This window comes from Limnobaculum parvum (assembly GCF_003096015.2).
GTDB lineage: Bacteria > Pseudomonadota > Gammaproteobacteria > Enterobacterales > Enterobacteriaceae > Limnobaculum > Limnobaculum parvum.
Map to the genome: position 1 here is coordinate 857,154 of NZ_CP029185.2, position 14,431 is coordinate 871,584.

13 protein-coding genes and 1 pseudogene are annotated in these 14,431 nt (G+C 45.4%); 8 read left to right on the forward strand and 6 right to left on the reverse strand.

Annotation, left to right across the window (positions count from 1 at the left end):
• The first annotated feature begins 312 nt into the window (after positions 1-312).
• The 3 genes from HYN51_RS03195 to rlmM all read left to right on the forward strand — a co-directional run bounded on the left by HYN51_RS03195 (position 313) and on the right by rlmM (position 2,820).
• Positions 313-1,230: a transcriptional regulator GcvA gene (locus HYN51_RS03195; protein WP_108901518.1), complete on the forward strand. Its 918-nt coding sequence runs from the start codon at positions 313-315 to the stop codon at positions 1,228-1,230.
• Between the two features lie 101 nt (positions 1,231-1,331).
• Entirely contained in the window at positions 1,332-1,724 is a 393-nt protein-coding gene (locus HYN51_RS03200) for a DUF423 domain-containing protein (protein ID WP_108901519.1), read from the forward strand.
• Entirely contained in the window at positions 1,717-2,820 is a 1,104-nt protein-coding gene (rlmM, locus tag HYN51_RS03205; RefSeq protein WP_407936332.1) for a 23S rRNA (cytidine(2498)-2'-O)-methyltransferase RlmM, read from the forward strand. Before HYN51_RS03200 ends, rlmM begins: the two co-directional genes overlap by 8 nt.
• 97 nt (positions 2,821-2,917) lie before the next feature.
• Here the strand turns inward: rlmM and xni are convergent.
• The 3 genes and pseudogenes from xni to queF all read right to left on the reverse strand — a co-directional run.
• Positions 2,918-3,664 (reverse strand): annotated as a pseudogene (gene xni, locus HYN51_RS03210) (flap endonuclease Xni); the annotation flags it as partial.
• Between the two features lie 69 nt (positions 3,665-3,733).
• On the reverse strand, positions 3,734-5,101 hold the full coding sequence (gene ppnN, locus HYN51_RS03215) for a nucleotide 5'-monophosphate nucleosidase PpnN (RefSeq protein WP_108901522.1): 1,368 nt from the start codon (positions 5,099-5,101) through the stop codon (positions 3,734-3,736).
• Between the two features lie 249 nt (positions 5,102-5,350).
• Positions 5,351-6,205: an NADPH-dependent 7-cyano-7-deazaguanine reductase QueF gene (queF, locus tag HYN51_RS03220; RefSeq protein WP_108901523.1), complete on the reverse strand. Its 855-nt coding sequence runs from the start codon at positions 6,203-6,205 to the stop codon at positions 5,351-5,353.
• Positions 6,206-6,293: 88 nt separating this feature from the next.
• Between queF and syd the strand changes: the two genes are divergently transcribed.
• The 4 genes from syd to HYN51_RS03240 all read left to right on the forward strand — a co-directional run bounded on the left by syd (position 6,294) and on the right by HYN51_RS03240 (position 9,247).
• Entirely contained in the window at positions 6,294-6,851 is a 558-nt protein-coding gene (gene syd, locus HYN51_RS03225; RefSeq protein ID WP_108901524.1) for a SecY-interacting protein, read from the forward strand.
• An 812-nt stretch (positions 6,852-7,663) separates the two neighbouring features.
• Entirely contained in the window at positions 7,664-7,993 is a 330-nt protein-coding gene (locus HYN51_RS03230) for a YqcC family protein (RefSeq protein WP_108901525.1), read from the forward strand.
• Entirely contained in the window at positions 7,993-8,772 is a 780-nt protein-coding gene (gene truC, locus HYN51_RS03235; protein ID WP_108901526.1) for a tRNA pseudouridine(65) synthase TruC, read from the forward strand. Before HYN51_RS03230 ends, truC begins: the two co-directional genes overlap by 1 nt.
• A gap of 25 nt (positions 8,773-8,797) precedes the next feature.
• The gene (locus HYN51_RS03240) at positions 8,798-9,247 is read left to right on the forward strand and encodes a flavodoxin (RefSeq protein ID WP_108901527.1); all 450 of its coding nucleotides are present in this window, start codon (positions 8,798-8,800) and stop codon (positions 9,245-9,247) included.
• Positions 9,248-9,363: 116 nt separating this feature from the next.
• Here HYN51_RS03240 and HYN51_RS03245 read toward each other — a convergent pair whose 3' ends face one another.
• Positions 9,364-9,765, reverse strand: a complete 402-nt coding sequence (locus tag HYN51_RS03245; RefSeq protein ID WP_108901528.1) for a DUF3461 family protein — start codon at positions 9,763-9,765, stop codon at positions 9,364-9,366.
• A 192-nt stretch (positions 9,766-9,957) separates the two neighbouring features.
• On the opposite strand from HYN51_RS03245, the gene HYN51_RS03250 reads away from it, so the two are divergent.
• The gene (locus tag HYN51_RS03250) at positions 9,958-10,527 is read left to right on the forward strand and encodes an SMI1/KNR4 family protein (protein WP_108901529.1); all 570 of its coding nucleotides are present in this window, start codon (positions 9,958-9,960) and stop codon (positions 10,525-10,527) included.
• A gap of 70 nt (positions 10,528-10,597) precedes the next feature.
• Here the strand turns inward: HYN51_RS03250 and dapD are convergent, their stop codons facing one another.
• Complete coding sequence (gene dapD / locus HYN51_RS03255; protein ID WP_108901530.1) at positions 10,598-11,422, reverse strand: 2,3,4,5-tetrahydropyridine-2,6-dicarboxylate N-succinyltransferase; 825 nt, start codon at positions 11,420-11,422, stop codon at positions 10,598-10,600.
• Between the two features lie 33 nt (positions 11,423-11,455).
• Complete coding sequence (gene glnD / locus HYN51_RS03260) at positions 11,456-14,131, reverse strand: bifunctional uridylyltransferase/uridylyl-removing protein GlnD (protein ID WP_108901531.1); 2,676 nt, start codon at positions 14,129-14,131, stop codon at positions 11,456-11,458.
• Positions 14,132-14,431: the final 300 nt, after the last annotated feature.

Below are 14,431 nucleotides of genomic sequence, written 5' to 3' on the forward strand. Positions count from 1 at the left end.
TGGACAGACAGGGTAAATGTTCAGAAAATAAAATCATCATTAAGCCAAATAAATCAGTGAATTAATGATTGTACCTGACAAATATCAGGAAAATTAGCAAACACAACATCACAACCACAAAGCCAAAATGCGCCCTTCATTCAAAAAACACACTTTTCGTTCCGGCTTAGGAAGTGCCATCACTATAGGTATTTGCTGGTATATGTACAACGGACAATTTATAATGTAACGCATTAGAAAAACTAATGCGTGAATAGCAAAAATAGCTAACCTGTTCATGAATTATCATCAGGACTGGGAAGTATTATCAATATTATGAAGCGATTACCTCCATTAAACTCATTGAGGGTGTTTGACTCTGCTGCTCGCCACCTTAGCTTTACTAAAGCTTCTGAAGAGCTTTTTGTGACGCAGGCCGCAATTAGTCACCAAATTAAGTCGTTGGAAGATTTTCTCGGGCTTAAGCTGTTTCGTCGTCGTAATCGTTCTCTTCTGCTGACCGAAGAGGGGCAAAGTTATTATTTAGATATAAAAGAAATATTCGCCTCTCTCAATGAAGCTACGCGTAAGCTGCAGGCCCGCAGTGCTAAAGGTGCATTAACGGTTAGCGTTCCAACCAGTTTCGCTATTCAGTGGCTGGTGCCGCGTCTGTCTGGATTTCATCTGCTTCATCCGGAAATTGATGTCAGGATCCAAGCCATTGATCGTGATGAATGGAAAATTTCGGACGATGTTGACGTGGCGATTTTTTATGGTCGCGGTAACTGGTCGGGGCTAAGAGTTGAACCGCTGTATGCTGAATATTTGATTCCAGTATGTTCACCGACAGTGATGATGGGTGCTCATCCACTGACGTCGCCAGAAGCGTTGGAACATCATACCCTGTTGCATGATGCTTCCCGGCGAGACTGGCAGGCCTATATTCGGCAGTTGGGTTTACAGCATATTAATGTGCAACAGGGACCGATTTTTAGCCATACAGCAATGGTGGTTCAGGCCGCAGTACATGGCCAGGGCGTGGCGTTGGTGAATAACGTTCTGGCATTAGCGGAAATTGAATCAGGCCGTTTGGTTTGTCCGTTTAACCATGCATTAGCCAGTAAAAATGCATTCTATCTGGTGTGCCATGAGAGTCAGGCGGAATTGGGGAAAATTGCTTCGTTTCGCGAGTGGATTTTGGCGCTTGCCAGCAGTGAACAGCAGAGTGTTTATCTGCGCTATGAAGAATAGATCTCATCAAAAATTAAAACAGTGATTATATAAACTCAGATTTACCGGTAGAATTCCAGCAGGTTTGGCTATGACGCTTACATTTGAAGGTATAAATGACAATGAATAGTCGTTGGATTTTGGTACTTGCCGCCATAAGCGGCTTTATTTTTGTATCTCTTGGTGCGTTTGGTTCTCACGGTTTGAGTAAAATTTTAGACGTTAAGCAGATAGCATGGCTGCGGACTGGTCTTGATTATCAGGGTATACATACCCTAGCTATACTGGCTTTGGGCGTTGCTGTTCAGCTACGAGATAATGTTTGGTTTCGGCGCAGCGCGGCTTTTCTTGCTATAGGTATTGTACTGTTTAGCGGTAGCCTGTATTGGCTCGCGTTGACTTCTATTGGTATGTGGCCTTATATCACGCCACTTGGCGGTTTTTGTTTTTTAATTGGTTGGGCTCTGCTGCTGGTTGGCGCATTACGCCTGAGTAAAAGGTTGAATAGTGAATAAAGTTGCGTTGTATTGTCGCCCAGGATTCGAGAAAGAATGTGCGGCAGAGATTGCAGAAAAAGCGGCCAAGCTGGAAGTTTATGGCTTTCCTCGGGTCAAAGATAACAGTGGCTATGTGTTGTTTGAATGTTATCAACATGAAGATGCTGACCGTCTGGTAAAAGAGCTTTCTTTCAGTTCGCTAATTTTTGCTCGTCAGATGCTGGTTGTTGGTGACTTGTTAAAAGATTTGCCGGTAGACGATCGTGTTTCTCCTATTGTCGGAATGATACAGGGAGTCGTGGAAAACGCCGGTGAAGTGCGGGTGGAAGTACCTGATACTAATGATGGCAAAGAACTGTTGAAGTTTTGTCGTAAGCTTACTGTGCCACTACGACAAGTGATGCGTGAGCGCGGCATTATGCTGGCGAAAGAAAATTTACGTCGCCCGGTGATTCATGTGTTCTTTATTGCCAGCGGCTGTTGTTATGTCGGCTACTCATACAGCAATAATAATTCACCGTTTTTTATGGGTATTCCTCGACTGAAGTTTCCGGCAGAGGCACCCAGCCGTTCGACCCTTAAGCTGGAGGAGGCATTTCATGTGTTTATTCCAGCAGACGAGTGGGAGGAACGTTTAGCCAGCGGTATGAGAGCGGTTGACCTTGGTGCTTGTCCCGGCGGTTGGACTTATCAATTGGTTCAGCGCAGTATGATGATAGATGCCGTAGATAACGGCCCTATGGCTCAGAGCATTATGGATACCGGTCAGGTAACCCATCATCGTGAAGATGGATTTCGCTATGAACCAACCAATTCCACAAACTATTGGGTAGTGTGTGACATGGTGGAAAAACCTTGGCGAGTTGCCAACTTGATGGCTGACTGGCTAATCAAAGGTTGGTGCCGGGAAGCTATCTTCAACTTGAAGTTGCCGATGAAAAAGCGCTACGAAGAAGTGTGTCAGAATCTGAAAGCTATTGACGATAAGTTAAAAGAGAATGGCATTAATGCACAGATTAATGCGAAACAGCTCTATCACGATCGTGAAGAGATTACGGTGCATATCCGCCGTATTTGGGCATCGATACCCGGTCGTCGTGATGAGAGAAATTAATCGCTGAAAAGGCCGTTAACTCAATTTAGCCCTGTGGTGAAGATGCTGCGGGGCTTTTTGTTTTATTGAGGTCATCTTCATTCATCTTATTTTCACTTAGCCGAAGTTGCTGAAGATTTCCTGCTAAATGAATATCCTGCTTTAATGTCGCGATTTCCCTGCACAGATAAGCCAGCGCTTTATGCTCGATTAACTTGTTTCGCCATTTTTCCGGCACGTTATCTATTTGTTGGTAGATTCCATCCAGCGTTTCATATTGGCTAAGTAATGTTGCCGCCGCTTTGGGGCCAATACCGGAGATGCCTGGGATCTTGCTGCTGCTAATACCGGCTAACCCCCAGAAATCAGTCAATTGGGTTGGTTTGACGCCAAACTCCTGTTCAATAAAGGGAACATCCAGCCAGCGTTTTTGAAAATAATCGCGAATGCGTAAGGTTGGCGCTAACAGTTGGCAGTAACCCTTATCCGTTGACACTATCGTTACCTGATAACCTCTCTGGCTGATATGGTGCGCGAGGGTTGCTGCTAAATCGTCAGCTTCATCACCGCTGGATTGCCAGCAGGGTATGCCAACCTGTTCGAAAGCCGTCTTTAGTTGTGGTAATTCATATACCAGCGACTCAGGCATTGGGGAGCGGCCCGCTTTATAGTCAGGATAGAGTAAGTGTCGCCAACCGGTATTACGCTGCTCGTCATCAAAAACAGCCACCGCATGGGTAGGTTGGCTGTGCTGAATAAGCTGTTCTAGAGCTCGTACACATGTTGGAGCGCAAGGGGAACCTTGTACCGCATGAATACGGCGAATCAGATTGAGGGCATCAACAATCAGCAGGTGTATAGGCATAAGTTTCGCTTATCCGTAAGCTGCCGGGGTGACCTCCGGCAGAGTTAATCAGTTATTGCGTGAGGTTAGTTAAGTACAAATTTCATAACAAGGGGTATAAACCGAACCCGGTAACTTCATGCGGTGCTGTGCAACAAAACCTTGCAGTAGCTTGTCCATGTCTTTCATCATTTGCGAATCGCCATGAATTTTATAGCGACCGTATTGCTCAATAGCTTGAATACCTACGTCTTTCACGTTTCCCGCCACAATGCCAGAGAAGGCCCTGCGTAGTGCCGCAGCTAATTGTTCCGGCGGTTGATTAGGGTGGAGGTTCAGGTTTGCCATATTTTCATGGCTTGGCTCGAAAGGATGTTGTAAATCTGGTGCAATCTTGATTGACCAGTTGAAGCTATAGGCATCTCCAGTGGCACGGCGATTTTCTTTTACTGCAGACATGCCATTCTTCATGACTCGGGCAACTTCTTCCGGATCGTTAATGATGATTTTATAGTGTTTACGCGCCTGCTCTCCCAACGTACTCAGAATGAACTGGTCCAGTACTTCGAAGTAATCGGCACTCTCTTTCGGGCCGGTGAGCACCAAAGGCAGTTTTTGATCCTTATTTTCTGGGTTCATCAGAATACCCAGCAGATAAAGTAGTTCTTCTGCGGTACCAACGCCACCAGGGAAAATCACGATACCGTGCGCAATGCGGACAAAGGCCTCCAGCCGTTTTTCAATGTCCGGCATGATGATCAACTCATTGACCAGTGGGTTTGGTGGTTCTGCTGCAATAATGGAGGGTTCGGTTAAACCAATAAACCGGCTATCTTTATAAGCCTGTTGTGCATGACCAACGGCGGCACCTTTCATTGGTGCTTCCATGGCGCCGGGGCCGCATCCCGTACAGATATTGAGTTTGCGTAATCCTAACTGATTGCCGACTTTGCGGGCATACAGATATTCGGTTTCATTGATCGAGTGTCCGCCCCAGCAGACTACCATATTTGGCTCTTCTCCAACGTGCAGGCCGCGGGCGTTGCGTAAGATGAAAAACACCAGATTGGTTAAATGCACTGAATTATCAGGATCCATTCTCTGGTGTTTCAATGCTTGAGCCAGTTGACCATGAACAAACAGAATATCGCGTAAAACCGCAAACAGGTTAGATTGAATCGAATGGATAAGACGACCATCAACGAAAGCCTCTTCCGGTGGATTTATCAATTCTAACTTAACGCCCCGTTCCCTACGCAGCACGTTAATATCAAACGATTTATAACGCTCCAGTAGCTCTTTGCTGTTGTCTGTTTTGCTGCCGGCGTTCAGTACCGCCAGTGAACAATTACGGAATAAGTGATAGAGATTACTGCTGGCAGTTCTTTTTAATGTATCCACCTCAAGCTGTGACAGCAGGTCCATAGAACCTAATGGTGGGCTAATATGTGTAATCAAACCAACTCCCTAACGTTGAGGTTATTGAAAAGCTTGCTAAAGGGTAACGGTAAACTTTTCTGTTTGTTCAGATAATGGTACTTGCCGTGTTGACCAACGTCTCTCTACTTTACTGATGTTCTGGAAACCATTCACGGTAATCTTGTATTTTTTACTGTCATTTACATGAATATTGCGAAGCATCACTTAATGTTATGATTTATCGTACTATCTTCGTTATTTTTAATTGCTTTATATCCGTAACACAGACTATTGTCTGGCCAGCCGTTTGGTTTCGGGAACAAACTGAGTATTTGTCCGATAAGGATTAATGTCCAGTCCACCTCGTCGGGTATAACGAGCATATACGCTGAGGCTTTCCGGATGACAATAACGTTGAATATCATTAAAGATGCGCTCTACACACTGTTCATGAAATTCGTTGTGGTGGCGGAAAGAGACAATATAGCGCAATAGGGCTTCGCGATTAATTTGGGGGCCTCGGTAGCGAATCTCTACCGAGCCCCAATCGGGCTGGTGGGTAATCAGGCAGTTAGATTTTAGCAGATGGCTGACCAACGTTTCTTCAACCACGGGGGTATACTTCTCTGTAGCCTGTTCCAGCAATGTGTCATCAAAGTCGTAATGGGTAATCGCGATCGGCTGATCGTCAATACATTCGCCGTCAAAGATGCCAATGGTCTCTCCGGTCAATTGCTCTAGGCGAAATAATTTGACGATAACAGCGCCTTGGGCACACAGCGATAAATCACGCGTGAGCACCTGTTGAACATCTTCCCAACTGTTAAATGGGGTCTGATTAAAACTGTTGAGATAGAGCTTAAAACTTTTGGATTCAACCAGATTTACACTGTTTGCATCAATATGAACTTCACCGACAGCGACCTGTGGCAACCCCCGGCTGTTAAGCCAGGACAACTCGTACAGTGTCCAGATATCGGCACCGTGAAAAGGTAGGGCGGTTGCACTTAATCCTAATGGGTCACGATTCAAACTGCGCGGAACCGGCTGTAACAATGAGGCATCATAATGGTCAATATAGGCGGTTTCTTTACCCAGCTTAAGCGTTGACAGCACCTGATTGTCTTGATAATGGGAAGTCATGCTATTACTCCACTGTTACCCCATGAGGGAATAACGCTATAATCATTGAAAATTTGCCATATAGTGTAACGCAATCTTTGAGATAAATATGACATATCCCGTAATCTCCGCTTTGACCCAGTTCACCACCTCTTTTATTGATTTGTGGCAGCAAAAGGCCGGACATGAACCTGCCAGTGAAATGCTGTATGGCGTAGCCTCTCCTTGCATTGTTCGAACTCAGGATGAGTCAGTGCTTTGGCTACCTCAGCCTTTTGGTTCAGAGCCTTCTTTGGCTAACGTTGAGCGTGCGCTGAATATATCACTAATAGAAGAGGGCGCTCAGTTTTATACCTCACAATATGCCGGTGATATGGCGGCTTGTTTTGACGGGTTGGAGTTGTCGCTGATTCAGGTTTGGAGCGATGAAGATTTCATTCGGCTACAGGAGAACTTGATCGGTCATTTAGTGACTCAGCGTAGGTTAAAGCTGGTCCCTACGCTATTTATTGCGACGACTGATTCAGAAATGGAAATGGTTTCTTTATGTAATCTGTCTGGTGAAGTGTTTCTTGAACATTTTGGCACCGCCAAGCGGGAAACGCTGGCGGAGTCATTAACGGTATTTTTGCAAAAACTTGAGCCTTTGGTGAGTTTTCATAAGTAAATGGGATGCATGTCTTACAATCGAAGCGCGCATCCTTGTGAGATATATCCTACAAGCCTTGTGAGACATATCGTCAATTTTTAAAAATTATCATTTTTAATATTATTAAATATCATTAAGTTAAACTATGATTGGGTTGCTTGCAAGGTGTCTTACAGAATGTAAGTCTCACAGGGTATATTGTGAGACGGAGGAAATTAAGCGATTCTATGTCCATCGGAAGGAAGCTTAGGAATAAGGACTGTATCAGGATGATGCAGCTTTAGGATAAAGCGAGTGGATTTGCTCAGGAAGAGCTTAGGATATCATCAGGAAGATGAAGGATAGTTCAGGATCGAACTAACGGACAATTTCAGGATGAAAATTAATTCTACCAGGAATGTAGAAAGTCAGGAAGACAATCAAGGATTGGCGCTATCAGGACGGTAGCACAGGAAAGTTTAAGGATAAAACTAGCGGACACCTCCAGGATGGAGAATGAGTACCTACCGGAGTGTAGGGGGTCAGGACGACTAGCAAGGAAGAGCATCAGGATGATGCAGGATGACGAGACAAGGACGAAAGTAGGACGTTGCAAAGGATAGCAAGGTTAGGATAACCGATAGGACAATTATTCAAGGATTGAGCAGGGAAGCAATGCGCATAGCCGGATAAGCTATATAAAGCACTAAGGCCCACTGTAGATTACAGTGGGCCTTTCTTCTTTTTGTCATTCAATATTTGGTTTTTTACCCACCATTCTCAAAGTGATATGATGAACATCTTTTTTAGGCTTTTAGACGGGCCTATCGTGTCAATTTCAAGAGAAAATAATGAGTTTAGATAATCAGGTTCGGCAATTGCTGGGAGAAATCGAGCAGTTGATGCAGGAACAGGCATTATGGCGTTCCTGTGCGCCTGAGCTTAGCGCATTTGAGAGTAGTGAACCTTTTTGTATTGATAGCATGTCGCCTGAAGAGTGGCTGCAGTGGGTCTTTATTCCCCGTATGAGAGCGCTGGTCGAAGGGGGGCACCCATTACCCACTCGTATCGCAATGGCCCCTTATTTTGAAGAGGCGTTCAGCCAACGTGCTGAAAATCATCAATCTCTTATTGATGCCCTTCATCGTATCGATCAACTGCTAAATAAAGAAACCTCCTAATGCTGGATATTTTGTATCAAGATGAACATTTGATCGCGGTAAATAAACCTTCTGGATGGTTAGTTCATCGTAGTTGGTTGGATAGACATGAAAAAGTAGTGGTGATGCAAACGGTGCGTGACCAGATTGGTCAGCATGTTTTTACCGTACATCGCCTTGACCGCCCAACGTCGGGAGTGTTGTTGATGGCGCTCTCCAGTGAGGTGGCTCGTCAAATGTCCCAACAGTTTGAACATCATCAGATTAATAAGGTCTATCACGCGGTGGTTCGGGGACACGTTCATGAAGCGGATACTATTGATTATCCTTTAGTGGAACAGCTGGATAAGATCGCCGATAAGTTTGCCAAACAGGATAAAGACGCTCAGCCTGCCATCAGCCATTATCGGGGGCTCTCACAGGTTGAGGTGCCTATTGCCGTTGGGCCTTATGATACCGCGCGTTATAGTCTGGTAGAGTTGACGCCTCAAACGGGTCGTAAGCATCAGCTTCGTCGCCATATGAAACATATTTTCCATCCGATTATTGGCGATAGCGCCTATGGTGATTTACGCCATAATCGTGCGGTAGTCGAACATTTTGGCTGTCAGGGGCTGATGTTACATGCCAGTCATTTAGCGCTTCAACATCCGGTTACTCATCAGCCATTACTTATTTCTGCCCCTTGGGATTCTCGCTGGCAAAACTTAATGACAGAATTTGGATGGAGCTCGCAATGCCCTGAATATAATGGGGTTGAAATTAATTTGGCAATAACTCAGGATAGCTTGGTCAGATAACCCGTTAAAACAGAGAGAAGAAGCGATGGCAAAAATAGGAATTTTTGTTGGTACCGTATACGGTAATGCTCAAATGGTTGCTGAAGAAGCTCAAACCCTGTTACAAGAACAAGGGCACGATGTAGCCGTGTTTGATGAAGGGACGCTGGATGAGTGGCAAAACTATGAGCAAGGGCATGTGCTGGTAGTGACATCAACCACCGGGCAGGGCGATTTGCCAGACTCCATCGAGCCGCTATTTTATGATATTAAAGATTCTTTAGGTCATCAGCCAGGGCTGCGCTATGGCGTAATTGCACTGGGAGACAGCAGCTATGAAAATTTCTGTGGAGCGGGTAAAAAGTTTGATGCACTGCTGCAGGAGCAAGGGGCGACTCGGCTTGGTGATATATTGATTATTGATGCAACCGAAGTTTCTGAACCAGAGGTGTTTGCTGCCGACTGGATTAAACACTGGGGCAGTTTGGCTGGGTAGTTGTTTTTTGCTACAGCCATAGCGTTGCCATAGTAAGAATCCACCTTAGGTAACCGGTGGATTTTTACTTTCTGTTATACCGCGTCAGGATTGAGGATTATCTTGTCAGACGGCGTTTACTTACCGTTCTCTTTTTCCGTTAGTTTTTCCAGATCGGCCTCGATTTCAGCAATCTTATGGGTAACAACCTGTTCGAGATGGCGCAGGTCGGAAAGAATCTTTTTCTTTAAGTCGACCTCAATGCGTTCTCCATGACAAATCTTATCTAGTTCTTCAATAACATGACGAAGATTAGGGCTGATTTCATGGACTTCTTTATAGGATTTTTCTGCACCCGGGTTAGCTAAAACGGTTTTGCGCTGGCGTGGATATTTGAATTTGACGCTCTTGGCAAAAAATTCACCTTTTTCCTTACGAAAATAGATTTTTAAAATATCGTTACTGGCTTCCTGACGCAGACTATAGCGATCGATCTGTTTAGGATTGGTAATGCCGAGACTGGTGAGATTATCGTACATAAGAAAACCTTCCTGATTTATTTTTATGACGGTGTAATAATTATTATAGCAGGGGATATCAATCACTACCCTAATGTTTAAAAAGGAATAAACAGACGGATGAAGTGACGTAAACTCGCGATGTGATAAAAACGGGTATTTGAATATTAATCGTGAAGGGACATTAAACTGGGGGAGGGCTGGTGTGAACTTATGAATATTTCACAGATGACATGGCTGATTAAACGTCTGAAAAAGCGCGGCGTTACTTTTGTTGAAGGTTTAAGCGATGAAGAGCTTGCTGATATTCAGCTCGAGTTTCAGGTCACTTTTCCTCCAGACTTGAAACAGTTTCTTCAGACGGCATTGCCTGTTTCTGACCTGTTCGTAAATTGGCGCGCAGGCCTGCATTCAGCCCAAGAAAAACAACAGATAGAACAACGTATCAATTGGCCGTTGGAAGGGATGTTGTTTGATGTAGAAAACAATAGCTATTGGGAACACTCATGGGGTGAGAGACCCGAGAGTGTTGAGGCGATACAGGTTATCGTCAGCCAACATTTCCACTCTTATCCAAAACTTATTCCAATCTATTCTCATCGCTATATTCCGGCCACGCCCGATGAAACTGGGAATCCAATATTTTCTGTTTATCAGACGGATATCATCTATTACGGTTATGACTTGGCGAGCTATTTTGCACATGAATTTAGCTTTTCATTGCCAGAGCATTTCGAAACGTCAGCAGAGCCAAAATATATCGAGTTTTGGGGTGATTTTTAGGTTGGATTATTCAGCATGAAAACGCGGACATCGTCCGCGTTTTAAATTTGATTCAGGTCAGCGAGAATGATTAATCAATGGTTCGCAGTAACTCATTAATTCCCACTTTACCACGGGTCTTAGCATCGACTTTTTTCACGATAACCGCACAGTACAGGCTGTATTTGCCATCTTTAGACGGCAGGTTGCCTGAAACCACGACAGAGCCAGCCGGAACTCGTCCGTAATGGACTTCGCCGGTTTCGCGATCGTAAATGCGTGTGCTTTGGCCGATGTAAACCCCCATAGAGATCACCGAACCTTCTTCAACGATTACGCCTTCTACGACTTCAGAACGGGCACCGATAAAGCAATTATCTTCGATAATGGTTGGGTTCGCTTGCAGTGGCTCAAGCACACCACCGATACCCACGCCGCCGGATAGGTGAACATTTTTACCGATTTGAGCACAGGAACCGACGGTTGCCCAAGTATCAACCATGGAGCCTTCATCAACATAAGCACCAATGTTGACATAGGATGGCATCAACACGGTGTTACGGGCGATAAAAGCCCCTTGGCGAACGCTGGCTGGTGGAACCACTCGGAAACCTTCCCGCTGAAAACGTGCTGCATCATAGTCGGCGAATTTCATTGGAACTTTATCAAAATAGCGGGTTTCTGCGCCATCCATGACGACATTTTCGTTAATACGGAACGAAAGCAGAACCGCTTTTTTCAGCCACTGATGTGTGACCCACTCACCGTTGATTTTTTCGGCAACGCGTAATTCACCGCTGTCTAATTTAGCAATAGTTTGCTTAACAGCTTCACGAAGAACGGTATCTGCATTCGCCGGAGTAATTTCAGCACGGCGCTCAAAGGCGGTTTCTATAACGGTTTTTAACTGCTGCATCTCTTTTCCTGATGTCGTGTATTTGAGGGAATATTATTGGAGGCCATATTTATCCGTTGGATTCAGGGTTTCTGTCAACCTTTGTTTCAAAAGTTCGCAAATTTCAGAAGATAACGCTGTTCGTTCACTGTTTGTGAGAATGAACAAGTCTTCAACCCGTTCGCCAATAGTGGAGATGCGCGCGCTGTGCAGCGATAGACCTAAATCAGCAAAAACCTCCCCCACTCTGGCTAACAGCCCCGGCTGGTCTAGGGCGACCAGCTCCATATAGGTACGGCGTTCGCTATGGCCTCGTAAGAAAGTCACGTGAGTAGCTACATTAAAGTGGCGAAGTTTAGAAGATAGCATACGTGGACGCGGGCGTTCATACACAGGCTGTGTCAGTGCGTGTTCCAATCCTTCACGAATAGCCTGATGGCGATCGGGTGTTAGAGGCTTGCCGTTAGGTTCCAGAACGATAAAGCTGTCCATTGCCATTTCATCGCGGTTAGTAAAAATTTGGGCATCGTGAACACTCAGGTTTTTTCTGTCCAACTCACCGACGGTTACTGCAAACAAATAGGGGCGGTCGTGGCTATAAATAAAGATTTCGGTTCCCCCCCGGTTAGGACTCGGGCTGATAAGCACCAACGGTTTATCAGATTTATGATTGACCAGATGGCGAGCATGCCAAGCTAACTGACTCGGTGTATGGCGTAGAAAATAGTCGGCCCGGCATCGGCTCCAGAGATTATGCAGTGCCGCTTCATCTATATTATCCCGTCGCAATAGCGCCAGCGCCTGAGCTCGATGGTGTCGAACGCGTTCTCTTAAGTCTGGTCGATATTGCATGCCGCGGCGTAGTTGCTTCTCTGTGGCGAAATAGAGCTCACGTAACAGGCTCTGCTTCCAGCTGTTCCACAAGGGTTCGTTAGTGGCACAGATATCAGCTACGGTCAGGCAGATCAGATAGTGTAATCGCGTTTCCGTCTGTATTTCGGCAGCAAATTGCTGAATGACTTCCGGGTCTTGTATGTCGCGGCGCTGAGCGGTAACTGACATTAGCAGATGCTGTTTAACCAACCAACTGACTAAATCAATTTCGTTAGAGTTGAGATCGTGTAATGCAGCAAAATCTTTAGCGTCTTCCGCACCGAGAGTGGAATGGTCACCGCCACGGCCTTTAGCAATGTCGTGAAACAGTGCCGCCATCAGTAATAACGATTGTTTTGGTAAACGGGGAAAAAGCTCAACGCAGAGAGGGTGAGCCTGACGCGTCTCTTCATCGGCGAAACTTTCCAGCTTTAACAACACCCGAATAGTATGTTCATCAACGGTATAGACATGGAACAGGTCAAACTGCATCTGACCAACAATTTTCCCCCACTGTGGCATATAGGCCGCCAGTACGCTGTGATGATGCATTGGCACAATCGCTCGTTTTACGGCACCGGGGTGGCGTAAAATAGCCATAAATAACTGACGAGCGGCGGGTAACTCGCACAGCGGCTGCTTCAGATGGCGACGAGCATAGCGAAGATGGCGCAGGGTGGTTGAGTAAATGCCTTTAATATCAGGATTGCTCACCAGTCGGTAGAATAGCCCCAGAATAGTTTCCGGTTGCTCAATAAACAAATTAGGATCCCGTAAATCAATCAACTGACCGCGTAGCTGAAAACGTTCATCCAGAATTTGCGGTTTGTCGGTATGGTCAACGGCTAAGATCGCCTCATTAAACAGCTGTAAAAGCATATGATTAAGCTCTGCAATCCGTCGGGTAACGCGATAATAATCTTTCATCATACGTTCTATCGGCTGGTTACGTTCTCCCTGATACCCTAGCAGGGTAGCAACACTGAGTTGTCGATCGAATAACAGACGGTTGTCATAGCGCGGCAGGATCAAATGTAGGGCAAAACGAATGCGCCATAAGAAAGCTTGGCACTCTTCCAGTTCGGTACACTCTGCTGGGGTTAAAAAGCCAAAACTCACCATTTCATCCAGAGAAGTCGCACCAAAATGGCGGCGAGCTACCCACAGCAAAGTGTGAATATCCCGTAAACCTCCGGGGCTGGCTTTAATATCGGGTTCGAGATTATAGCTGGTACCGTGATAGCGCAGATGGCGTTCTTCCTGCTCCTGACACTTAGCGTGAAAGAAGGTATCCGATGGCCAGATCTCCTGTCCGAAAATATGCTTTTGTAATGAGAGAAACAGCGCCACATCACCACAAATTAATCGTGACTCAATCAGATTGGTGGCTACGGTCAGATCGGCAATGCTCTCTTCCAGACACTGTTCCAGCGTACGTACGCTATGGCCCACCTCCAGCTTTAAATCCCACAGCAACGTAATGATTTCACCAACTCGCTGGGATTGCTCTTCGTCTAATGGTTGGTCACTGAGAATTAAAATATCAATATCAGAAAGAGGATGTAGTTCGCTACGGCCATATCCCCCGACAGCAATTAACGCTAACCCACTGCGGTTCGCCAACCCTTTGGCCGTTGGTTTAATGAAACCATGAAACAACCAGAGCCGTTGCAGTAAGTGGTCTATATAGTCAGAACGAACTTTAAGCAATTCATCAACCGCGACGTTTGCTTCAAAAGCGTGCTTCAACCAAGCTTGAAAACGTTCTAACTCTTGCTTCAGATTGGGTAACGTCAATTCACTGTTACTTAAACAGGAAGGATCGCAGGGTTTTTTCAGCAAAACGTGCTCAAACATAGTGACAATAACCTTCTGATAGCGGAGTTAATCACAAAATAATCAATCGTTGCCACGGCGGACAACTCACTACTACTTAAGCTACCTGTAAACCCTAAAATTCGCCAGATGAAAGCGTAGAAAACACAATTATTGAGATAGGAGAATGAAAATAACTAACATTTGGTTAATTATTTTATTCTTTGACGGAATCAAGCTGAGGGAGAGACCACCCTAAGCGGGCTAGGCCCGAAGCACTCTGAGACGGGGTAATGAAGGTCTTCCGACCGAGTATTAAATTGATATGGGTGGAGATTTTTT

Bases quoted from the DNA above. Each gene is read 5' to 3' on its own strand.
- glnD (WP_108901531.1), bottom strand. From the start codon at position 14,131: ATGTTTGAGCACGTTTTGCTGAAAAAACCCTGCGATCCTTCCTGTTTA.
- dapD (WP_108901530.1), bottom strand. From the start codon at position 11,422: ATGCAGCAGTTAAAAACCGTTATAGAAACCGCCTTTGAGCGCCGTGCT.
- syd (WP_108901524.1), top strand. From the start codon at position 6,294: ATGACATATCCCGTAATCTCCGCTTTGACCCAGTTCACCACCTCTTTT.
- HYN51_RS03245 (WP_108901528.1), bottom strand. From the start codon at position 9,765: ATGTACGATAATCTCACCAGTCTCGGCATTACCAATCCTAAACAGATC.
- HYN51_RS03230 (WP_108901525.1), top strand. From the start codon at position 7,664: ATGAGTTTAGATAATCAGGTTCGGCAATTGCTGGGAGAAATCGAGCAG.
- HYN51_RS03250 (WP_108901529.1), top strand. From the start codon at position 9,958: ATGAATATTTCACAGATGACATGGCTGATTAAACGTCTGAAAAAGCGC.
- HYN51_RS03240 (WP_108901527.1), top strand. From the start codon at position 8,798: ATGGCAAAAATAGGAATTTTTGTTGGTACCGTATACGGTAATGCTCAA.
- HYN51_RS03200 (WP_108901519.1), top strand. From the start codon at position 1,332: ATGAATAGTCGTTGGATTTTGGTACTTGCCGCCATAAGCGGCTTTATT.
- truC (WP_108901526.1), top strand. From the start codon at position 7,993: ATGCTGGATATTTTGTATCAAGATGAACATTTGATCGCGGTAAATAAA.
- queF (WP_108901523.1), bottom strand. From the start codon at position 6,205: ATGACTTCCCATTATCAAGACAATCAGGTGCTGTCAACGCTTAAGCTG.